Here is a 22784-nt window from a genome sequence, read left to right on the forward strand (position 1 = left end):
GCTTAATGCCATCCCCATAATACGGGATAGGTGCACGTCGGCTGACGCGCCCCTAATGTATCTTTAATCGCCATCAGTAATTCTTTCCGACTAACCATTCGATTGTTGCTGCTATATGCTGCGATTAATGCCTTATGACAAAGCTGGTTTATCACTCTTGGAATACCCTGGCTGGATTTCCATAACGCCCGATATTGCGCCAGACTGAACAGTGGTGTTTCACACCCAACCCGTTCCAGTCTATGTTCGATGTATGAAATGGTTTCCGCGAGATCCAGAGAGCGCAAATCGGCCCTGAACGTGATCCGCTGGCGAAACTGTCGTAACTGATGCTGAGATAATCGCTCATCCAGCTCGGGCTGACCGAACAGGACAATGTGTAATAACTTTTCCTGCTCGGTTTCTAGGTTGCCAAGCAAGCGGATCACCTCCAGCGCCTCATCCGGCAGCGCCTGCGCTTCATCCAGTAACACCACAACTGATTGACCCTGTGCTTTTCGCCGGATCAATTCATGATGAATACGCTCTGTCAGAGCGGTGCTATCCGTTAAATCCAGCTCCCCTTCCCGGCTTAAATTAAGCTCTTTAGCCAGCGCCGCTCGCAGTTCATGACCATCCATTGCCGGGGTCGGCAAATATGCCAGATCAAACCGTTCCGGCAGCTGATTGATCAGCATGCGGCAGACCAGTGTTTTGCCGGTACCGACTTCACCAGAAATCTGAATAATCCCCTCTCCCATTTCCAGTGCCGCCAGCACCGTCTGAATAGCCTCTAAGTGCGGAGGCAGTGCATGGAAAAGGGCGGTATTCGGCGTCAGTGTAAAAGGTGCCTGACACAAGCCAAAGTGAGACTGATACATGATTTAGCCTTCTTCTGGGAACCATTCCGCGACTAATGCCCGTGAACGCTCAATCTCTTTCTGCCAGGTCTGATCGCCTACCACTGTCGGCTTAATCAAAATCACCAGCTCTGTTTTGATATGGACTTTGTTGACATTACGGAACAGATAACCCAATCCCGGAATATCACCCAACAGAGGGACTTTTGATACCTGATCATTGACCGCAGATTTCATCAAACCTCCAATAACCACCACATCACCGCTACGGGCATGGATCACGGAGTCAGACTCGCGGATCGAGCTTTTTGCTAAAGGTAATTTGTAGACGCCAAAGGCCGTCCCCAGATCGATCTCTTTGGTTTCATCCACTACATCCACCACCGTAGGATGGACATGTAAAAGCACCCCTCCCTCATTATCAATCTGCGGGGTGACATCCAGAGAGATCCCGGAGAAGAACGGGGTCAGTTCAACTTCCGGGGCAGCCGTACCACCGTCACTGTTGACTTCTCCTGAATTAACCGCGGTGACGAAATATTCATCACCACCGACTTTAATCACCGCTTTCTGGTTATTCGCCGCAGTCACCCGCGGGCTGGACAAGACATTTAAATCCCCCTGGGTTTCCAGGAAGCTCAAGACGGCTTCAAAGTTACCGTCACTAATCGTGATATTCGTCTGGCCGCCAAGCAGACTGGAAATCGCACCGCCACCCGGTAAGGCCTGGATCGGGTTGGTCGTTGGACGGCCGAAAATAATATCAGTGCCTCCGAGGCTCTTGGTAATATTGCTCCAGTTTATGCCTTGCTGGTAACCGTCACTTAAGGTGACTTCCATGATTTTGGCTTCAAGCACCACCTGGCGCTTCAGGCGCTTCTGCGATACCTCCAGAAACGCCTTCACTTCCCGTAACTCATTGGGGAAAGCACGTACCGAAATCAGGCTGGCCTGGGGCGATACGACAATACTGCGCCCTTCTCCTGAGCCAATCATCGCCTGAACCGCTTTTTCAAGCTGTGGCCAAAAATTACTTTTTGAGGTGGTTTCAATTCTGCTGCCGCCAGTTGTTGCCGTACTGGAGCTGCCATTATCTGAATTCGAGTTTGAATTACTGTCTGTACTGCTGCTGTTCGAATTCGATGAACCAGAGTCGTTGCTGGTGATCGAGCCTGTCGTGATCGATGTCAGAGATTTACCATCGCGCTGAAGTTGCAGGTAATCAACAGGGATCACTTCTGTCCGTAACGTTGCCGGGAAGATCTGAATGATGTTGCCTTTACGGCTGGTGTTATAACCATACATATCAGACACAACGTCCAGCACCTCATCGAGAGTGACATCACGCAGTGTTAAAGAAATACGCCCCTGCACATCGGGGTGTATCACCATATTAAAGGGGGTACCTTTGACCAGGCTGCCAAAGAAAGCCCGCGCATCAACATTGCGCGCACTGACCCGGAAACGTTTTTCAAGCGCCGTGGATGACATAAAGTCATTGCCTTCCAAGCTCGGCATCAAATCAGCATTTACCGCTGAGGGTAAGTCAGCCAACGGACGGCTATTGGCTTCGTTCGCAGCGACGTTCAACGCCTCTTTAACCTCAACCGGATCCCGGTGACCCATGTTGGTTGAGCAGCCTATTAACGAAGCCAAAATAATTCCTACAACTAATCCACGCATGCTAACCACTGACCTTTAATTCGTTTTTATATTTTCGGCAAACAACTCTAAGCGCCACTGCTTGCCACCGCGTGTCACGGTGACATGATCATTTTTGATCTCACTAAGGGTATAGCCTCTCACCCGCCCGCCAAGCCCGATAGCGACATCATTCATAATCACAGTACAGTTACTTCCTTCTGCACAGATAATGCTTTGCAGATCAGGCAAACGAGCACGATGTGATATCTGTTTTTTAGCCGGGGCCTGCCAGCCAAGTGGTGCCGTTGGATCCTGACTGGCTTGGGCTGTACTCGCCATCATCGCCATTAACGCTGCCGCAAAAATGCCTGACTTAACCACCGATGAAATCCTTACTTTCGCCTAATGTATAAACATCTAATTGAATACTGGCAAAGGGGTACTTATCCACCTGATAATTAAAACTTTGCCAGTAATACTTCACCGGTAGTGCTTCCAGTTGCCGGAGGTAATTCACCACATCAAAATAACGTCCTCGCAGAGTTAAACGCACAGGGTGAATGAAATACCCTTCGTCATCCCCGCTAATCAGCTGTACCGGTGGTTGTGACTCCAGAGCCATCAGCTTTAAACGCTCAGAGCGGCGTAAGACTTCTTCCATCAAACCTGACATCTGCACCGGTGTTACCAGACTGGCAACCCGGTCCCGCAATTGCTCATCTAATGCCTGATTTTGCTGTTCCAGACCGGCAATTTTGCTCTCAACCTCATTGTTGGGATCGCTTTTTAATTTTCGCTCGGTCAAAATGATCTGATTGTCACTGGCGGTTAATTCGCTGGCAACTGACACAATCTGCTGTTTTGCTGATTGCAAATCCTTCATTTGCGGTTCAACAAAAACCACAAAACCAACAAACAGCAAGGCAACCCAGCCCGACAGTAATATCAGCATTTGTTCACGACGGCTCAGAAGATCAAAACGGTCGCTCAACGCTTGCCAACCATTCATTATTTGGTCTCCTTTTGTGCTGTCCGATCTGCAATTAATCGAAACGTGACGATATTTTGCTTATTCCGACCGAGTGACATCAGCTGAAAACGGCGTTCAACCAGAGACGGATAATCTTTGAAAGCGCGTAGCCAACTCGGTACCGCATCAGGGTTCCTTGCCAGCCCTTCCAAGTCAAGCGCCTTACCTGTAGCGTGGATCCGGTTCACCGAAATATCACTACTTGCCGCATCAGAAAGCTGCTGTAACATACCGGCATAACCAACCTTCAGGCTGTCATCATGCATATCGATGGCTTTTAATGTTGCCTGTTTGGTGGCCAGATCTTGCTCTAAGGTACCCGCTAATTCAACTTTCAACGGACTTGGAACATGCTTGGCTAAAGCCGCTTTGGCGCGATCCAACTCTGCACGCTTGTCGGATAACCGTGCTTGCTCTGCCGATAATTTTTCCTGTTCCACATAGTTCTGCCAGCTATACCATCCTGCCATTGCCCCCATGAGCACGATGCCAATTCCCCAACCCATCACCACATTTTGCAGGCTTACATACTGTTTTTGCGGTTTCAGGCTGTCAGAATAAAAATTAATCCCGCTATTACCAAACTCGCCCAATCCCGCCCAGGCAATACGAGCCGCATTACTCACCAATACAGGATGAGCGGGTGTAACTGCGCTCACGGATACACTCAGGCGCTGGCTTAATTCCTGTGCCAGCACTGCATCTTGTTCACCATCACAAGAAATAACAAGCTGAGTGATCGGGTTATCACGAAGCTGAGCACTGAGGAAATCTAAAGAGCGTTGTAACTCAAGGGCTAAACTATCAAGCTGAAGGGCGTTACCTTCCCCTTCAATTAACGGCACACTAAAGCCACGTAGCTGACGCTGAAAACACATGGATTGCTGTTTAAAAGCTGTCAGCTGTAACCCGGCATGATGCCGGCGATGTAAAATCAACTGGCTCAATGAGGAGGAGGTAAACTGCCCCCACACGACTTCTTCGGCAGATACCGATACCAGTTCGCAATTCACATCGGCACAGCACTGAATCAATTGCTCCACTTGCTTACGGTTTGCCACAAACACCTGCAAGCGATCTTTTAATGGCGCAGGAAAACCATCAGCCACCAATTCCATTGGCGACTCGTTCACTAAATCTTTCACCAAAAATGGCAGTGCCGTCGGTAATTCTTCCCGTGTGACTTCCGGCTTTTCGATTAGCAGACTTTGATATAAACCATGCCCCAGCACCAACTTTATTTGGCTGCCGGATAATTGGTGCTTTTCAATCAAGCTCTTAATACTTTCAGCCCATTGGCCAATGCTAGAAATATCGACACTGTCCGTCGTCCATTTCTGCTCTGATTCATACACAAGTGTGATGGAATCAGTAAAAACCGCAATACTGGCAACTTTATCGTGGCTTTTCTTCTTTAAATATTTATTTAACAGTGTGATAGGTTTCATGAATATCCAACGCAGCTGACTGAATATGTAGTTATATTATGGTAATAACGTCAAATAATTAACCGATGTCAATTATTTGACCATTTTACCTGAGTATTCGGTCAATAAACATAATTCAATAAATTTATATTTCATTTCCAAATGGAAATTAACCGGGCTTATGTTTCTATTTGAATGCATTTCCCACGGATATCTCTGGCGCAAAATAGCGTCCCTGACCACCTTTTACGCCAAGTTGTTTTAATACTTGCCATTCTTGTTCATTTTCCACGCCCACAGCAATCACTTGCGCTTCAGAATCGGCACAAGCCCCCAACATACTACGGACAAAAAGCTGATTTTCCTGACGCTGATTGATTTCACGTACCAGGCTGCGATGCAGTTTGATGTAGTCAGCCCGGACATCCTTTATATAGTGAGTACTAACAATCGTTCTTCCAGCCTGATCGACAACGAGCTTACAGCCCAGTCCCACCATCATACGGGTAACCGGACGCATTGCATCAAGGTGCTTAACCAAACCACTCTCAGCGATTTCAAAAGAAAGGCGATTTAACACGGTACGCGGGGTTTGCAATAACTCATCACGCAACCAGCGCACAAACTTTTTTTCCAATAAGGCCTGAACACTGACATTAATGGATAAAATATCATTGGCGGGCATTGTTTTTAAAAGCTGCAATGCCTGAGAAATAACCCGTTTATCCATCCGGACATTAAACCCGACTAGCTCAACCGCCGGCAAGAAGCGCGAGGCTTTAATTAACACCCCGTTTTCATCTTTAATTCGTGCGAGTAGTTCACGGTGTATAATCGTTTCATCTGATGCACTGACTACTGGCTGCTGGAATAAAATCGGCCCGCCGTCATTAAATACGGCATCGAGTAACGTTCGCCAGCGCACACTGCCGCGCGCCTCTTCCAATTGCTGATCTTTCTTAAAGGCGTACCAGCTATTTGTTCCCTGTAATTGCGCACTGCGCAAGGCCATATCGGCTTCATCCATAATGCGACCACGGCGCTCGCCACTGGTAAAGAATGTCACGCCAATATGGCACCAGTTGTCCTGTTGCAGGGGAGCGGCGGGTATCAGCCTTTCCAGCGCATTGAGCAATTGATGGGTAAACAGCTTGACCTCTTTGGCCGACAGCTGCGACAGCATAATGGCAAATTCCGCATCAAAATAGCGGGAAAGAACGGTGTCGGGATAGCGCTGAATTAAATTAGATAAGATCATACCGACATCCTGGATCAGATCATCAGCAGTCTCTTTTCCCTTCTCCGCCAGCAGTTCATCCCAATCGGAAATACGGATCAGAATGACCGCACCATGGGTCTCCTGCTCTTGAACTAATGACTGCAGACGACTATCAAACAACACTCGATTGGCAGCGCCAGTTAACTGATCAAGAAAGGTGTGGGTACGAATAAAGGTATCAAAGCGGCTACGCTCCTGGCGTGCATCTTTTAACTCAGCAATCAGCTGATCGAGTGCCAGGCTTGCGGTTGCCGGCCATTCTTCTTCATCTCCAACGGCATATTCATCAACCCGGCCAGCAAGGATCATCCGGCCACGGACTTCGAGTAATTCAGAGCCATAAAGCTGCTGACGCAGCCAGTTCAGCCCCCAGACCAACCCCATAATAATAATGATGATCGCCAGGGTAATCGATGACATCGCCCCTAGCGAATAAGTAAACTCGGTATAAGGCGGCAGAGATTTAATATCGATATAAAAGCCGGGGTTATGTTCCAGCTCATAACGACTAATATGAAAAATATTCGGATCGGCAATGGGTTGAAGTCCTTTAAAGGAATAAACCATGCCTGCCGAGCTAGCGACTTCCAGCTCGACAACATTACTGGCTTTAAGCAACTGGGGAAGCCAACGCGATAATGACTGCGAGCCTTGCGGATCCGCCAGCTCCTGATCAATCACTGTTACGACGCCATCAAGATAATGAGTCAGGTAATCCTGTCCTAACTTTCGAAAACTGACAGCACCACCGATAAAAATGACGAAAATGGCACAAATAACAATGAGCGTGACAAAAGCAACTAAGCGATTAGTTAACTTCATCCCTGATGCTTTTCTCATAACACTCCAAATTCACACGGAATATTTATAAAATATAAACAGTTAATAAATAATTTCAGTGTTCAACCCGACACTTAAATAATTTGTTAACAATTATCACTTGTTCATCTATCAATGTGAATCACTGTCTGTAAACATAGTGATATCAATTCGCTTAATTACCGGCTGATAGCCAGGCAGTTAGCGAAATTGGGATCAACCGCAAGATAACGTTGGGAATATATGGATTGGATTACTTGTACCAAAAGCTTTGTCACTGTTGTCGATCAAGGCTCTTTAGCCCAGGCTGCCACCAAGCTGAATACGTCAAGCTCAGCATTGTCAAAACGCCTGTCCTGGTTAGAGAAGCAGTTAGGGGTGCAGCTACTCAAGCGCACCACCCGCAGCCTGACCGTGACGGATGCCGGAAAGCTATTCTATCAGCGTAGTGCCCGGCTACTCGATGACTGGCACCAGATGCTGGCTGAAACAACATCCACCTATGGTGAGGTCAGTGGCGTCTTGCGTATTGGTGCCCCGCTGGCGACTGGCAGCCGTTTATTAGTTCATTATCTGGCTGAATTTATAGAAACTTACCCGAACATTCAGGTGGAATTGCACACCATTACCCCGGGGCAATTGCCCGACTTAAATCTTGATGTGTTTATCAGCCGTGAATTAACCGACTTTAACTCTTCGAGCTATATCGCCACCCGAGTGATTGATTTCCAGCCTGGCTTTTATGCCTCTCCCGGCTATCTGGAAGATAAGCCACCCATTGAGAGCCCGGAACAACTCACTCAGCATAACTGCTTACTGTTTGGTACTCACGGCCACGAGCAAGAGCATGTTTTTGAAAATAATCTACGCCTTCGTCTGCGCGGTAATTTTACTACTCAAAACCCGGAAGCTTTAGTTGCCGCTGCCGTCACCGGGATGGGAATTATTCTTACCGGTGAAAATATGGTCAAACGCGAACTCAGTAAAGGCCTGTTAGTCCCGGTATTACCGGCGCTGAAACAGCCGGTAAGCTCAGCCTATGCCTATTATCCGAAGCTTGACTATAACCATGTAAAAACCAAGCTGTTTATCGATTTTATTAAATCCAAAGCTAACCCGTCATAACTTAATGATATAGCAAACATTAAAAAAGCAGCGCGAGCGCTGCTTTTTGTTATGACGACCGTTCTCATCAGTGATTAAAAGGGAATATCGTCATCGAAATCCATTGGTGGCTCATTGTACTGCTGCTGAGGCTGTTGAGGTGCCTGCTGCTGTGGTGCAGATTGTTGCTGCTGTTGAGGCGCAAAGTTCTGCTTAGGCGCTGCTGCAGGTTGTTGAGGCTGACCCCAGTTACCTTGCTGCTGTTGTTGTCCGCCCATTGGTGCACCTTGACCACCGCCCTGACGGCCACCAAGCATTTGCATTACACCGTTGAAGCCCTGAACCACAACTTCTGTTGTGTAGCGATCCTGGCCGCTTTGATCTTGCCACTTACGAGTCTGTAATTGACCTTCGATATATACCTGTGAACCTTTCTTCAGGTACTCACCAGCAACTTCAGCAAGCTTGCCGAATAGCGCAACACGGTGCCATTCAGTTTTTTCACGCTGTTCGCCCGTTGCCTTATCACGCCATGATTCGGAGGTAGCAATTGTAATATTTGCTACTGCACCACCACTTGGCATATAACGGATTTCTGGGTCATTACCTAAGTTACCGACTAAGATAACCTTATTTACGCCACGACTGGCCATACTTAACTCCAAATCTGATCGCGTACTATCTGATTATCAATAGCCGCTTAGTCAAAGTTTATACTTAATCGCGCAGTTTATCATGCTCACACAGGTAAGGCATAGAGCTCAAACTGTGTTATCTGACGCAATTTTTATCCACCACCAATCAGGATTAAATTCATCATCAAAAAACACATTGTTATTGCATAACAATCTCGAAACTCAGTGATGGCAGAACCAATAAAAACCAAACCCGAGTGACGAATACCTGGCTAATTTTTACTCTTTATACTGTATCTTTATACAGCTCATCCTTTCAAGCTTTTCCTTGCTATGCAATAATGACAAATCAATTAGTCAGCCATAAAGCTCGCATACCATGGATAAGATAGACGTCAGGGGCGCTCGCACCCATAACCTTAAAAATATCAATATCTCAATCCCTCGCGATAAATTGATTGTTATCACAGGCTTATCTGGTTCAGGGAAATCTTCCCTCGCCTTCGATACCTTATACGCCGAAGGCCAGCGCCGCTATGTTGAATCGTTATCCACTTATGCTCGCCAGTTCCTGTCATTGATGGAAAAGCCCGATGTTGACCATATTGAAGGACTGTCGCCGGCCATTTCTATCGAGCAGAAATCGACTTCACATAATCCGCGATCTACCGTGGGGACCATTACTGAAGTTTACGATTACCTGCGCTTGCTTTATGCCCGGGTTGGCGAACCACGCTGTCCGACCCACGATGTGACATTGGCCGCTCAAACCGTCAGCCAGATGGTGGATAAGGTGCTTGAACTGCCTGAAGGCAGCAAAATGATGCTGTTGGCTCCAATCGTCAAAGAGCGTAAGGGTGAGCATGTTAAAACCCTGGCTAACCTTGCTGCGCAGGGTTATATCCGTGCCCGTATCGACGATGAAGTGTGCGATCTTTCCGATCCACCGACGTTAGAGTTACATAAAAAACACACGATTGAAGTGGTCGTCGATCGCTTTAAAGTCCGTCAGGATCTTCAGTTGCGACTGGCCGAATCGTTTGAAACCGCACTTGAACTCTCTGGCGGCAATGTTGTGATCAGCCCGATGGATGACAGCCAGCCCGGTGAGCTCATTTTCTCCGCTAACTTTGCCTGCCCCCACTGTGGTTACAGCATGCAGGAACTCGAGCCGCGTCTGTTCTCATTCAATAACCCGGCAGGGGCTTGCGGTACCTGTGACGGACTTGGTGCACAACAGTACTTTGATCCTGGCCGCGTGGTACAAAATGGTGAGTTAAGTTTATCTGGCGGTGCTATTCGCGGCTGGGATAAACGCAACTTCTATTACTTCCAGATGCTTAAATCGATGGCAGAGCATTATGGCTTTGACGTTGAAACCCCGTTCGATGAGCTGCCGAAAAAGATCAAGAGCGTTATTCTCAGTGGCTCTGGAAAAACCGAAATTGAATTTAAATACATTAATGATCGCGGAGATATCACCGTCCGGCGCCACCCGTTTGAGGGGATCCTCAATAATATGGAGCGCCGCTACCGTGAAACGGAATCAAATTCGGTCCGCGAAGATCTCGCCAAATTTGTTTCCACCAAACCTTGCTCGAGCTGCCACGGTTCGCGTCTGCGCCAGGAAGCGCGTCATGTATTTATAACGGATACCAACCTGCCGCAAATTTGCGAAATGAGCATCAGTGAAGCACTGCACTTTTTTGATGAAATCACCCTAGTTGGTCAACGTGCACAAATTGCCGATAAGATCTTAAAAGAAATCAAAGAGCGACTAACATTCTTAATCAATGTCGGCCTTAATTACCTGAATCTATCCCGCAGCGCAGATACCTTGTCGGGTGGTGAAGCACAGCGCATCCGCCTGGCCAGCCAAATCGGTGCCGGTCTGGTTGGCGTTATGTATGTTCTTGACGAACCTTCTATCGGGCTGCACCAGCGAGACAATGAACGCCTGCTCAAAACACTGAATCATCTGCGCGATCTGGGTAATACCGTGATCGTGGTAGAGCATGATGAAGATGCCATCCGTGCAGCTGATCATGTGATCGATATCGGTCCCGGCGCGGGTGTCCATGGCGGCCATATCATTGCCGAAGGCACCATAGAAGATATTCTCCAGGCCCCGGATTCACTGACCGGACAATACCTCAGTGGCCGTAAATCTATTGCGATTCCGGAACAACGGGTGGCAATGGATCCCGATAAAATTGTGAAGTTATTGGGTGCCAGCGGTAATAACCTGAAAAATGTTGATATTGATATTCCTGTTGGTCTGTTTACCTGTGTTACCGGGGTGTCTGGCTCGGGTAAATCAACCCTGATCAACGATACTTTCTTCCGTATCGCCCACCACCAGCTCAATGGCGCGACAACGGGTGATGCCGCACCTTATCGCGAAATTCAGGATCTTGAGCATTTCGACAAAGTCATTGATATAGACCAAAGCCCTATCGGTCGAACACCGCGATCGAATCCCGCAACCTATACCGGTATTTTCACTCCTATTCGAGAGCTGTTTTCTGGCACCCATGAATCTCGTTCCCGGGGTTATAAACCCGGACGATTCAGCTTTAACGTCAAAGGTGGCCGCTGTGAAGCCTGTCAGGGAGATGGCGTGATCAAAGTGGAAATGCACTTTTTGCCGGATGTGTATGTCCCTTGCGATTCGTGCAAAAGCCAACGCTATAATCGGGAAACCCTGGAAATTCGTTATAAAGGCAAAACCATTCACGAAGTCTTAGACTTAACGGTTGAAGATGCACGCGAATTCTTTGATCCGGTTCCAGCGATTGCGAGAAAGCTACAAACATTAATGGATGTCGGCTTATCTTATATCCGCTTAGGCCAGGCAGCGACGACCTTATCCGGTGGTGAGGCACAGCGAGTAAAACTGGCGCGAGAGTTATCAAAGCGTGATACCGGTAAAACCCTGTATATTCTGGATGAACCGACAACCGGGCTGCATTTTCATGATATTCAGCAGCTACTGACAGTACTGCACCGCCTGCGCGATCATGGCAATACTATTGTGGTGATTGAGCATAACCTGGATGTAATTAAAACTGCAGACTGGATCATTGATTTAGGGCCTGAAGGCGGCAGTGGTGGCGGGGAAATTATTGCTACCGGCACTCCTGAGCAAGTGGCGCAAGTGGCTGGCTCGCATACTGCACGCTTTCTGAAACCGCTACTGCCAAACGCAAATTAATGGGCTTTGTACAAGCCACAGACAGGCTGATAGTCACCAGCCTGTCTTTTGTTTAACCCCGACTGAGCATGTCAACAAGCACGGATAAACAATGACTGTGTTACATTTACAAGGTACTAAACTGGCAGAGCAACGCATCAGCAAACCTCTCACGAGACACTTTATCGTCTCTCTCGGGATCCTCTTTTTGCTCGCGATGCATTACTTCCAGCACAACCCCGGAGGATCAGGGCTTGAGCTGTCATTTAATACCACCAGCTGGATCCCCTTCAGCTTTGCCATTGCCTTAGGATTACTGGAAATTAGTCGCCAGAAAATCTGCCGTTACTCGCGCCTGACCGTGGTTCTGTTTATCTGCTGTCTATTACTGACTATCCCGGCTTTCTACCCTGATGCCGATGGGTACGCTGTTGCTAACCGGCTCATTGGATTATGGGCCGGCTTTCTCTTCTTTATCGGATTACAGCAGTTTGCCTTTACCCACAAACAGCGCCAGCGCATGTTATGGCTGATCTTAGCGGCGATATGGATTCAGGCGATCTTTGCCTGGTACCAGTTTCTCTGGATAGAGCCCGGCAATGCCATTGGCTATGACACGGAACAAAATCGCCCCTATGGGATATTTCAACAGCCCAATGTGATGGCAAGCTTTCTGGCTACAGGTTTAGTGCTGTCAGCTTATTTACTGGCTCGTATCCCGATGTATCGCGGTAAGTGGTCATGGCAGCAGCTTGTTTTATTGCTGACTCCCGTTACTACAATACCGATCATTGTGGTGCTCAGCTCTCGTACCGGATGGCTTGGTGCGATTGTGGGCGCAGCGCTTATGTTGCCTTACTTGCGGACGTTTGCCGCCAAAGCACAATGGCGAATGTGGCTGTTAATGGTTGCACTCGGTTTAAGTGTTTCATGGAGCATAAATAACACCATCGACTGGGCCCCCGCAGAAGAGCGAGTGAGCTTGGAAAGCGCGCGTGCTATTCACATCCCCCAGGCTTATAAAATGTTTAGTAAAGAGCCGCTGGCTGGTTATGGGTATGGTAAATTTGAACCGGCCTATATTATCCAAACCGCAAAATGGCATCAGGCCGATCCTGAGCAAAACTATGGTATTTCAGGGCTGGATCACCCGCATAATGAACTATTGTATTGGGCTGCTGAAGGCGGAATTGTACCGTTACTGGCATTGCTTGCCGCTGCTGCCGCCGTCCTCTTAACGATCCGCAAGGCCAGAAACGGGACACAACTGGCGTTAGTCGGCCTGTTTTTGCCCATTACACTACATACCCAGCTGGAGTACCCCTTTTACCATTCGCTGGTGCACTGGGTAACCTTTATCATCTTGATTTACTGGGTCGATAACCTGACGGCGAAATACCATAAGTACCATGCGCGCTATGTACTCTCGGTAAAATTCTGTGCCCTGCTAATGCCAATTCTTGTCACCAGCTTTATGTTAACGACCTTATATTCTGGCAGGTTACTGACCAAATTCGAAACTACGCGGCCGGTGAATGTTGATTACCTGATGCAGGTGAACAACCCATGGGCGTGGCAGAATCGTTTTGACTGGGATTTGCATCTCACTCAGTTGCAGTTAGGTGCCGCGAGTCATAATGAGAACTTAATTGAAGAATATATCCACTGGGCAACTCAGAAAGCGGTCAGCTGGCCACGTCCGGCGCTATATCATAATTTGATCGCAGCCTATCAACTGCTGGATCAACAGGAGCAGGCCAGACAGATCCAGCAAGAGGCTGAATTTTTGTTCCCCGGCAATGACTTCACCATCTCGTCGGTATTACCGGCGATACAGAGTAAACCTGCGCCGCAGGGCAGCCAGCTTTCAGCGGCATTACTGGCTGGTAAGTAAGGGCTGTAACAATTGAGCTTGTGACATAACAGCATTCAATAAAAAACGGCTACCTGCGTAGCCGTTTTTATTGAATTCAGGCAGAAATTCAACCTTTCATTATTTCAGCGTCGTTTCCAATGCTTTTAGGCATAAGGCAACATTCTCACTTCTTGCCGAATACCCCATCAGACCAATCCGCCAGGTTTTGCCCGCTAACGCACCTAAACCGGCGCCGATCTCCAGGTTATAACGTTCAAGCAAGGTCTGACGCACTAACGCATCATCCACCCCTTCGGGAATATATACCGCATTAAGTTGTGGCAAACGAGAGGCTTCATCTACAACAAACTCAATCCCGAGTTTTTCTAACCCTTCACGTAACTCAAGGTGCAAATCTTTATGTCGCTGCCATGCATTTTCCAGCCCTTCATTTTGTAACAACACCAAAGCTTCATGCAGCGCATACAAACTATTGACCGGCGCGGTATGGTGATAGCTGCGTTTCCCTTCCCCGCTCCAGTAACCCAGCACTAAGCTTTGATCCAGGAACCAACTCTGTACTGGTGTAGTGCGGCTCTGAATTTTATCTATGGCCCGCTGGGAAAACGTCAGTGGCGATAGGCCCGGTACACAAGACAGGCACTTCTGGCTTCCCGAGTACACCGCATCCAGTTGCCATTCATCCACCCGCAGAGGAACGCCCCCCAAGGAAGTGACGGCATCAACAATCGTCAGACAATCGTGCTGACGCGCCAACTGCGCTAGGGTCTCAGCATCACTTAACGCACCGGTTGACGTTTCTGCATGAACAAAAGCTAAAATTTTCGCGTCCGGATGCGCAACGAGTGCCTGCTCGACCAGTACCGGAGCGACGGGCTCACCCCAGTTATTATCCACCAGCACAGCCTGACCACCACAGCGCTCCACATTTTCACGCATACGATCGCCAAAAACACCATTACGACAAACAATGACTTTATCACCCGGTTCAACCAGATTAACGAAGCATGCCTCCATCCCGGCACTACCTGGCGCGGAAACGGCGATAGTAAAGGTGTTCTCCGTTTGAAATGCGTATTGCAGCAGTTGCTTCAACTCATCCATCATGCCAATAAATACGGGATCAAGATGACCCACTGTCGGACGGCTCAATGCTTGTAAAACTTGCGGATAAATATCTGATGGGCCGGGACCCATAAGGGTACGTTGCGGCGGATAAAAACTCCCAATTGTCATTATTGTTTCTCCTTGAGGTAAGAGGTCAGCAATTCCCTGTTTTATTATATGTTGGGGGAATAATTACACTAATGCAGCTACAGAGTATTAAAGGAATTCCCCTAAGTCGCAAGTCTCGTTGAAAACTATTATCAATCAATTGCATTTATTTTGCATAAATAACCACAGAAAGATTGACAACCTAACAACAAATCCTATTCAATGAAGGACAAGTTTTGTTCATCCTGATGGAAAGTATGCCATCAGGTAAAGACAGAAGAGGAGCGTTATCCAGGTATCTAGGCTGCGGGGCCCCACCCCGAAGCAGTGTAGAGAGGGGGAATAACGCCGAGGTATTGCTGGACAGGGAACCAGCAATATCGGCTTCGAAGGTTGAATCCTTCTGGCTGTCACCTTTTATTTTTGATGAGTAAAAGGTGGAGAGCTTCTGGTTGTCGCGCTATTCGTATGTCTCGCCTGCCTGCTCTCCTGACAATTAGATATTGGGAATATTTATCCGAGTAAATTCCCTTTTCCTCATTATATTTTTATTGTTACCGGGAGACTTACCTTGAGCCTTGTAAATCATAATTCAGCAACTTCACCACCGTTCACGGTGGCCAAATTCGGTGGTACCAGCGTTGCAGATTTTGCAGCGATGAGCCGTAGCACCACGATTATCAAAAATAACCCGCAAACCCGTTTGGTGCTAATCAGCGCCTGTTCCGGGGTAACCAACATCCTGGTTGAACTGGCTAACGGTGTGACAGATTCAGAGCATCGCTTTGCCTTACTGACGCGTCTGACTGACATTCATCAATCCGTTATCAGCCAGTTACAACAACCAAGCCCGATTTTAGAAGCCGTCAACAACTTACTGGATCAGGTTGCCACTCTGGCGGAGCAAGCCGCACTGCACACTTCGACAGAGTTAACCGATCAGCTAGTCGCAAATGGTGAACTGCTTTCCACCCACCTATTTACCCAAATCATGATCGAGCAAGGGATCAATGCTGTCCGCTTTGATATTCGCGATGTCATGCGCACAGACAGCCATTTCGGCAGAGCAATTCCACACCCCGAAGTGATCCGCCAGTTATCACAGCAAGAGCTCACCCCACTATTTACCAATCACGTGGTAGTCTCACAAGGTTTCATTGGCTCTGATGCCGAAGGTAAAACCACCACTTTGGGCCGCGGAGGCAGCGACTACAGTGCCGCCCTGATGGCAGAGGCGATTGATGCTGCAACCCTGGAGATCTGGACTGATATTCCAGGTATGTACACCACCGATCCTCGTATTGCGCCGAAAGCAAAACCGATCAAAGAGATCAGCTTTAGTGAAGCATATGAGATGGCCAACTTCGGCGCTAAGATCTTGCACCCGTCGACTTTACGCCCAGCGATCCGTCAACAGATCCCTGTCTTTGTCGGCTCATCCAAAGCACCGGAACAGGGTGGCACCTGGATTCGGGAAAGTGTCAGTGCTGCTCCTCTGTTCCGCGCCTTGGCGTTGCGCTGTAATCAGACTATGGTGACACTAACCAGTCTCAATATGTTCCACGCTTATGGCTTCCTGGCTGAAGTGTTCAGGATTTTGGCTGAGCATAAAGTCTCTGTTGATTTGATCACCACTTCTGAAGTCAGCGTTTCATTGACCCTGGATCAAACCGATACTAGTGGCGGTACCCCACAACTACCTCCGGGGGCACTGGAAGAACTTACCAAGTTATGCCGGGTAGAGGTCGAGCAGGATCTCTGCTTAGTCGCCTTAATTGGCAATCAGATGAGCAATACGAAAGGTTCCGTCTCCAAGGTTTTCAATACGCTGGAAGACTTTAACCTGAGAATGATTTGCTACGGTGCCAGCCCTCATAACCTGTGCTTCTTAGTCAAAGAACAAGATGCTAAACCGGTTGTAAAAGAACTCCATCGCGAGATCTTTGAATAACACAATAAAATAAAGGCGCTCACCTGAGCGCCTTTGCCTTCTGTCATCATCGCATTAGAGATTTGGGCCTAACCATTTCTCGGCTTCAATTAAATCCCATCCTTTACGCTCAGCATAACTATCGCGCTGATCTTCCTGGATCTGTGCCACTGCAAAGAAGCGAGAATCCGGGTGCGAGAAATACCAACCTGAGACCGCCGCCCCAGGCCACATGGCATAACTCTCTGTTAATGTCATACCGGTATTCGCTTCTGGATCCAGCAACTTCCAGATCTCACCTTTTTCGGTGTGTTCCGGACAAGCCGGATACCCCGGAGCCGGACGAATACCCTGATATTTTTCACGGATCAGATCGTCGTTAGCAAGCGCTTCATCTGGCGCATAGCCCCAAATTTCTTTCCTGACAGTCTCATGCAAGCACTCCGCAAATGCTTCTGCCAGGCGATCAGCCACAGCCTGAATCATAATGGCGTGGTAATCATCGCCTTTAGCTTTAAATTGCTTTGCTATGTCGTGTTCGCCAATACCACCAGTCACCGCAAACGTTCCGATCCAGTCAGGTTTCCCGCTTTCTTTTGGCGCAATATAGTCAGACAAACAATAATTTGGTCCTTTCGGCTTTTTAGTTTGCTGGCGTAAACCACGAAGTACCGTCAACACTTCAGTGCGGCTTTCATCCGTGTATACCTCGATATCATCATCAATAGCATTGGCAGGAAACAGCCCACATACCCCGTTTGCTGTCATCATGCCACTACGTTCAATCTCATCGAGTAGCTGGTTGGCATCATCAAACAAATGCTGAGCCTCTTCACCAACCACTTCATGTCTGAGAATAGTCGGATACTTACCACTCAATGACCAGGTCATAAAAAATGGCGTCCAGTCGATATACTTACGCAAGGTAGAGACAGGAAAATCCGTAAAGACATGCACACCCGGTTTAACCGGTACTGGCGGTGTATAGCTATCCCAATCAATCACAACCTTATTCGCCCGAGCTGCTTCTAGCGTCACCGGTGCTGTACGTGGTTTCTTGCGAGCATGCTGCTCCCGCACTATTTCATGTTCTTTATTCAAACGTTCAACAAATGCCGGCCGGCGCTCATCAGACAGTAACGTCGAACACACCCCAACTGCGCGGGATGCATTGGAAACATAAACCACGGGTCCGTGGTAGTTTTGCTCAATTTTTACGGCTGTATGCGCCTTTGAGGTGGTCGCCCCACCAATCATAAGAGGAAGATCAAAGCCCTGACGTTCCATTTCTTTGGCAACATGCACCATCTCATCCAGTGATGGCGTGATCAATCCGCTCAAGCCGATAATATCGACATTTTCTTCTTTGGCGACTTTCAGAATTTTGTCACAAGAGACCATCACACCAAGGTCGATGATCTCGTAGTTATTACACTGCAAAACGACACCAACAATATTCTTACCTATGTCGTGTACATCACCTTTGACGGTTGCCAGCAGGATCTTACCGTTCGTTTGCCCGGCTTGCTTTTCTGCATCAATATACGGCTCCAGATAAGCGACCGCTTGTTTCATTACCCGGGCTGATTTCACCACCTGTGGCAAGAACATCTTCCCTTCACTAAACAGGTCGCCAACAACATTCATACCCGCCATGAGAGGACCTTCGATCACTTCCAGTGGCTTCGAAGCGTTAGCACGGGCCTCTTCGGTATCTTCGACAATAAATTCAGTAATGCCTTTGACCAGCGCGTGCGACAAACGCTTCTCAACTGGCCAGCCACGCCACTCCTGCGCACTACGATCTTCTTCAACTGCGCCGCTATCACGGTACTTACCGGCAATATCCAATAACCGCTCGGTACTGTCATCGCGGCGGTTAAGCACCACATCTTCTACTGCATTACGCAGTTCATCAGGCAGATCGTCATAAATCGCCAGCTGACCGGCGTTGACGATCCCCATATCCATGCCGTTCTTAAAGCAGTGGTACAGGAACACGGCATGAATTGCTTCCCTTACCGGGTTATTACCACGGAACGAGAAGGAGACGTTCGAGACACCACCGGAAACCATCGCATGTGGCAGCGTTCGTTTAATCTCTCCAACGGCTTCAATAAAATCGACAGCATAGTTGTTATGCTCGTCGATACCTGTCGCAACGGCAAAAATATTCGGATCAAAGATAATGTCTTCAGGCGGGAAACCGACTTCATCAACCAAAATACGGTAGGCATTGGTACAAATTTCGATTTTACGCTCTCTGGTATCCGCCTGCCCCACCTCATCAAACGCCATCACGATCACTGCCGCACCATAACGCCGGATCAGTTTCGCTTGCTCGACAAACTTCTCTTTACCTTCTTTCATTGAGATCGAGTTGACGATCGATTTACCCTGGACACATTTCAGGCCGGCTTCCAACACTTCCCATTTAGAGGAATCGACCATAATAGGGACTTTAGAGATCTCAGGCTCGGTCGCACACAGATTAAGGAAACGTACCATTGCCGCTTCCGCATCCAACATGCCTTCATCCATATTAATATCAATGATCTGAGCACCAGCTTCCACTTGCTGGCGGGCAACCTCAAGCGCTTCATCATACAGTTCTTCTTTGATCAGACGCTTAAACCGGGCCGAACCGGTAACGTTAGTCCGCTCACCAACATTGATAAATAACGTATCAGGCTCAATAATAAGTGGCTCTAAACCAGAAAGGCGACAGGCCGTAGGGATCTCCGGCAAGCAACGTGGCGTTACATCTTTCGTGACTTCTGCCATCTGACGAATATGATCTGGTGTCGTACCACAACAACCACCGACTAAATTAAGGAAGCCACTCTGCGCCCATTCTGCAATATGCTCAGCCATATCTTCAGGGCTAAGATCATACTCGCCAAAGGCATTGGGTAACCCTGCATTCGGGTGAGCCGAAACAGCACACTCTGAAATACGAGAAAGCTCTTCAACATACTGACGTAATTCGTCGGGGCCCAGGGCGCAGTTCAGGCCAAAAGCGATAGGCTTAACGTGGCGCATCGAGTTATAGAAAGCTTCGGTCGTCTGACCGGAAAGAGTTCGGCCAGAAGCATCGGTGATCGTCCCTGAGATAATGACAGGTAAAACAATACCATCTTCTTCAAATACAGTTTCAACCGCAAAAGAACATGCCTTAGCATTTAAGGTATCAAAGATAGTTTCAATCAAAATCAGATCAGCACCGCCTTTAATCAGGGCACGAGTAGATTCAGAATAGGCTTCAACTAATTGATCAAAACTAACATTACGAAAACCAGGATCGTTAACATCTGGTGAGATTGAGCAAGTGCGGTTAGTTGGACCAAGAACACCGGCCACAAAACGAGGCTTCTCTGGCGTTTTTGCCGACCATTCATCAGCTGCCTGACGCGCTAGCCTGGCAGCCTCAAAGTTCATTTCGGCACTCAGGCTTTCCATGTCATAGTCAGCCATCGCGATAGCCGTGGCATTAAAGGTGTTCGTTTCGAGAATATCTGCGCCTGCTTCTAAATAGGCACTATGAATATCTTTGATCAATTGTGGCTGCGTCAGGACCAACAGATCATTGTTACCTTTCAGATCGCTATGCCAATCAGCAAACCGCGCACCGCGATAGTCATCTTCTTCCAGCTTATAGCCCTGGATCATGGTGCCCATGCCACCATCAATGATCAGGATCTGCTGTTTTAATCGACTCTGTAATAATTCTTTTCCCTTCAGCACCACACTACTTCCTTTTTCCAATTTTACAGCTGAATAACATCCTACCACAGCCCAGATGGAAATCTAGACGTCTAAATATATTTTCATTATCCAAACAAATCCGGGATAGAAGAACGTTTTTATCGGTATCAGCTTATACCAATCAGGATAGCTACCTTGTTATACAAAAAAGACCTGCTAAGCAGGTCTTTTTTATATCTAATAGCAACCGATTAGCGATTAGTCATCTTTAGTAAAATTATCTTCTGAGAAGTGTTCGAGATCATAGGGGGTTTGCTGATAAACACAGTAATTCAACCAATTGAGAAACAGCAGATGACCATGGCTGCGCCAGCTTGCAATAGGCGGGTTCTCCGGATTGTCATCAGGATAATAATCCACCGGGATAGTAGGATCCATGCCTTGAGAAAGATCTCGAATATATTCACCATGAAGGGTAGCAACATCGTACTCAGGGTGGCCCGTTACAAAAACATTCCGTTTATCTTTGGTTGCCGCCAAATATACGCCAGCTTGTTCTGAAGTTGCCAATATATCTAAATCGGTATGCTCAGCTAAGTAGTCCGGAGAAAAATCAGCATAGCGAGAATGCGGCGCTTTAAAGGTCTCATCAAAACCGCGCAAAATGGGATGATGGCAATCATGGATGCAATGCTGATATATGCCTGATAGCTTTTCCTTCCTGGTCCGCTTAGGCAAATCATAAAGCAGTTTCAATCCGGCTTGGGCAGCCCAACAGACGAACATTGTTGAGGTTACGTGATCTTTGGCCCAGTTCATAATGAGCCGGATCTCTTCCCAGTACAGCACATCTTCAAACTGCACCAATCCCAGAGGTGCCCCAGTCACGATTAATCCATCAAAATTACGATCTTTCACCATTTCAAATTGCCGGTAAAAAGTATCCAGATGCTCAGTGGGGGTGTTCTTAGTCGGGCGGTTATCAATACGTAATAACTCAACATCAACTTGCAAAGGAGTGTTAGACAATAAACGTAAAAACTGTGTTTCTGTCTCAATCTTCTTTGGCATCAAATTTAACAGTAATACTTTAAGCGGACGAATTCCCTGGCTAGCGGCCCTTGCTTCAGTCATCACAAATATATTCTCACTACGCAGAATGTCCGTAGCTGGCAAACGATCGGGAATTTTAATTGGCATCTTGGTTTACTCCTTAACCCTTAAGATGTTTAGACGTCCAGATATCTAAACAAAACTATAGAAAATCGTGACGATGCGCAAGTAAAAGAGTGTAAAAAGAAGCACAAAAGAAAATCGAAGAAGAGAAAAAAGGATAAAAACAGAGGGTTAGAATTTAATTTCTAGACGCCAGAAACGAGAAAACCCAGCCATTGGCTGGGTTTTAAATTGGTGCTCAGCAATGTCCTACTCTCACATGGGGAGACCCCACACTACCATCGGCGCTACAACGTTTCACTTCTGAGTTCGACATGGGATCAGGTGGTTCCATTGCGCTATTGTCGCTGAACAAAATAATGGTGCTAGTACCCAGATTCGAACTGGGGACCTCACCCTTACCAAGGGTGCGCTCTACCAACTGAGCCATACCAGCACATTGTTCTGTTTTAAAATTCGTTACAAACGAATTTTAGAAATTTGGCGCCTGGCGATGACCTACTCTCACATGGGGAGACCCCACACTACCATCGGCGCTACTGCGTTTCACTTCTGAGTTCGGCATGGGATCAGGTGGGGCCACAGCGCTATGGTCGCCAGACAAATTCTTGTTTATTCCCGGCATTCGCCGAAAATAGCAATCTTGGAAAGTTAACTAGTTTTTCAARTCGTTCTCAAACACCATTCAAGTGCTTATGGAGTCCGTGACCTACAAGGATGTAGGAAATACTGATAATCGTCTGGAACGATTTCAGTACAAAACCCCTTGGGTGTTGTATGGTTAAGCCTCACGGGCAATTAGTACAGGTTAGCTCAATGCCTCGCAGCACTTACACACCCTGCCTATCTACGTCGTAGTCTTCAACAACCCTTTAGGATACTTATAGTATCAGGGATGACTCATCTCAGGGC

General features: G+C 47.7%; 14 protein-coding genes, 1 tRNA gene, 3 rRNA genes and 1 riboswitch. Of the genes, 4 read left to right on the top strand and 14 right to left on the bottom strand.

Features of this window, described 5'->3' with window-relative positions; genetic code table 11:
• Positions 1–2: 2 nt before the first annotated feature.
• From L4D76_RS11390 to csrD, 6 genes are all read right to left on the bottom strand, one after another.
• A complete protein-coding gene (locus L4D76_RS11390) occupies positions 3–860 on the bottom strand; it encodes an ExeA family protein (RefSeq protein ID WP_428441020.1) in 858 nt (285 codons plus the stop codon).
• Between the two features lie 3 nt (positions 861–863).
• Positions 864–2522 carry a pilus (MSHA type) biogenesis protein MshL gene (gene mshL, locus L4D76_RS11395; protein WP_428441021.1) on the bottom strand — a complete coding sequence of 553 codons (1659 nt, stop codon included), beginning with the start codon at positions 2520–2522 and terminating at the stop codon, positions 864–866.
• 15 nt (positions 2523–2537) lie between these two features.
• Entirely contained in the window at positions 2538–2864 is a 327-nt protein-coding gene (locus tag L4D76_RS11400; RefSeq protein ID WP_428441022.1) for an MSHA biogenesis protein MshK, read from the bottom strand.
• On the bottom strand, positions 2857–3492 hold the full coding sequence (locus L4D76_RS11405) for an MSHA biogenesis protein MshJ (protein WP_428441023.1): 636 nt from the start codon (positions 3490–3492) through the stop codon (positions 2857–2859). Before L4D76_RS11405 ends, L4D76_RS11400 begins: the two co-directional genes overlap by 8 nt.
• Positions 3492–4961: a PilN domain-containing protein gene (locus L4D76_RS11410; protein WP_428441024.1), complete on the bottom strand. Its 1470-nt coding sequence runs from the start codon at positions 4959–4961 to the stop codon at positions 3492–3494. Before L4D76_RS11410 ends, L4D76_RS11405 begins: the two co-directional genes overlap by 1 nt.
• 166 nt (positions 4962–5127) lie before the next feature.
• Positions 5128–7059 carry an RNase E specificity factor CsrD gene (csrD, locus tag L4D76_RS11415; RefSeq protein WP_428441025.1) on the bottom strand — a complete coding sequence of 644 codons (1932 nt, stop codon included), beginning with the start codon at positions 7057–7059 and terminating at the stop codon, positions 5128–5130.
• 222 nt (positions 7060–7281) lie between these two features.
• Between csrD and L4D76_RS11420 the strand changes: the two genes are divergently transcribed.
• Positions 7282–8163 carry a LysR family transcriptional regulator gene (locus L4D76_RS11420; protein ID WP_428441026.1) on the top strand — a complete coding sequence of 294 codons (882 nt, stop codon included), beginning with the start codon at positions 7282–7284 and terminating at the stop codon, positions 8161–8163.
• Positions 8164–8237: 74 nt separating this feature from the next.
• Here the strand turns inward: L4D76_RS11420 and L4D76_RS11425 are convergent, their stop codons facing one another.
• Positions 8238–8795 (bottom strand): single-stranded DNA-binding protein, encoded by a 558-nt coding sequence (locus L4D76_RS11425; RefSeq protein ID WP_428441027.1) that lies wholly within the window; start codon positions 8793–8795, stop codon positions 8238–8240.
• A gap of 361 nt (positions 8796–9156) precedes the next feature.
• On the opposite strand from L4D76_RS11425, the gene uvrA reads away from it, so the two are divergent.
• Both uvrA and L4D76_RS11435 read left to right on the top strand, forming a co-directional pair.
• Complete coding sequence (gene uvrA / locus L4D76_RS11430) at positions 9157–11991, top strand: excinuclease ABC subunit UvrA (RefSeq protein ID WP_428441028.1); 2835 nt, start codon at positions 9157–9159, stop codon at positions 11989–11991.
• A gap of 91 nt (positions 11992–12082) precedes the next feature.
• Positions 12083–13864: a PglL family O-oligosaccharyltransferase gene (locus L4D76_RS11435; protein WP_428441029.1), complete on the top strand. Its 1782-nt coding sequence runs from the start codon at positions 12083–12085 to the stop codon at positions 13862–13864.
• 99 nt (positions 13865–13963) lie between these two features.
• Here the strand turns inward: L4D76_RS11435 and L4D76_RS11440 are convergent, their stop codons facing one another.
• On the bottom strand, positions 13964–15082 hold the full coding sequence (locus tag L4D76_RS11440) for a pyridoxal-phosphate-dependent aminotransferase family protein (protein WP_428441030.1): 1119 nt from the start codon (positions 15080–15082) through the stop codon (positions 13964–13966).
• Positions 15083–15330: 248 nt separating this feature from the next.
• Positions 15331–15517, top strand: a riboswitch (Lysine riboswitch).
• 115 nt (positions 15518–15632) lie between these two features.
• Between L4D76_RS11440 and lysC the strand changes: the two genes are divergently transcribed.
• Positions 15633–17012 carry a lysine-sensitive aspartokinase 3 gene (gene lysC / locus L4D76_RS11445; RefSeq protein WP_428441031.1) on the top strand — a complete coding sequence of 460 codons (1380 nt, stop codon included), beginning with the start codon at positions 15633–15635 and terminating at the stop codon, positions 17010–17012.
• Positions 17013–17066: 54 nt separating this feature from the next.
• Here lysC and metH read toward each other — a convergent pair whose 3' ends face one another.
• From metH to L4D76_RS11475, 6 genes are all read right to left on the bottom strand, one after another.
• The gene (gene metH, locus L4D76_RS11450) at positions 17067–20738 is read right to left on the bottom strand and encodes a methionine synthase (protein WP_428441032.1); all 3672 of its coding nucleotides are present in this window, start codon (positions 20736–20738) and stop codon (positions 17067–17069) included.
• Between the two features lie 216 nt (positions 20739–20954).
• A complete protein-coding gene (gene metA / locus L4D76_RS11455) occupies positions 20955–21896 on the bottom strand; it encodes a homoserine O-succinyltransferase MetA (protein WP_428441033.1) in 942 nt (313 codons plus the stop codon).
• A gap of 212 nt (positions 21897–22108) precedes the next feature.
• Positions 22109–22224 (bottom strand): 5S ribosomal RNA (rrf, locus tag L4D76_RS11460).
• Between the two features lie 8 nt (positions 22225–22232).
• A tRNA-Thr gene (locus tag L4D76_RS11465) sits at positions 22233–22308 on the bottom strand.
• Between the two features lie 49 nt (positions 22309–22357).
• Positions 22358–22473, bottom strand: a 5S ribosomal RNA gene (rrf, locus tag L4D76_RS11470).
• A 176-nt stretch (positions 22474–22649) separates the two neighbouring features.
• A 23S ribosomal RNA gene (locus tag L4D76_RS11475) occupies positions 22650–22784 on the bottom strand; the annotation flags it as partial.

It is taken from the genome of Photobacterium sagamiensis, assembly GCF_050337085.1.
Lineage (GTDB): Bacteria > Pseudomonadota > Gammaproteobacteria > Enterobacterales > Vibrionaceae > Photobacterium > Photobacterium sagamiensis.

Bases quoted from the DNA above. Each gene is read 5' to 3' on its own strand.
- uvrA (WP_428441028.1), top strand. From the start codon at position 9,157: ATGGATAAGATAGACGTCAGGGGCGCTCGCACCCATAACCTTAAAAAT.
- L4D76_RS11425 (WP_428441027.1), bottom strand. From the start codon at position 8,795: ATGGCCAGTCGTGGCGTAAATAAGGTTATCTTAGTCGGTAACTTAGGT.
- L4D76_RS11440 (WP_428441030.1), bottom strand. From the start codon at position 15,082: ATGACAATTGGGAGTTTTTATCCGCCGCAACGTACCCTTATGGGTCCC.
- L4D76_RS11435 (WP_428441029.1), top strand. From the start codon at position 12,083: ATGACTGTGTTACATTTACAAGGTACTAAACTGGCAGAGCAACGCATC.
- metA (WP_428441033.1), bottom strand. From the start codon at position 21,896: ATGCCAATTAAAATTCCCGATCGTTTGCCAGCTACGGACATTCTGCGT.
- L4D76_RS11410 (WP_428441024.1), bottom strand. From the start codon at position 4,961: ATGAAACCTATCACACTGTTAAATAAATATTTAAAGAAGAAAAGCCAC.
- L4D76_RS11420 (WP_428441026.1), top strand. From the start codon at position 7,282: ATGGATTGGATTACTTGTACCAAAAGCTTTGTCACTGTTGTCGATCAA.
- L4D76_RS11405 (WP_428441023.1), bottom strand. From the start codon at position 3,492: ATGAATGGTTGGCAAGCGTTGAGCGACCGTTTTGATCTTCTGAGCCGT.
- csrD (WP_428441025.1), bottom strand. From the start codon at position 7,059: ATGAGAAAAGCATCAGGGATGAAGTTAACTAATCGCTTAGTTGCTTTT.
- L4D76_RS11390 (WP_428441020.1), bottom strand. From the start codon at position 860: ATGTATCAGTCTCACTTTGGCTTGTGTCAGGCACCTTTTACACTGACG.
- mshL (WP_428441021.1), bottom strand. From the start codon at position 2,522: ATGCGTGGATTAGTTGTAGGAATTATTTTGGCTTCGTTAATAGGCTGC.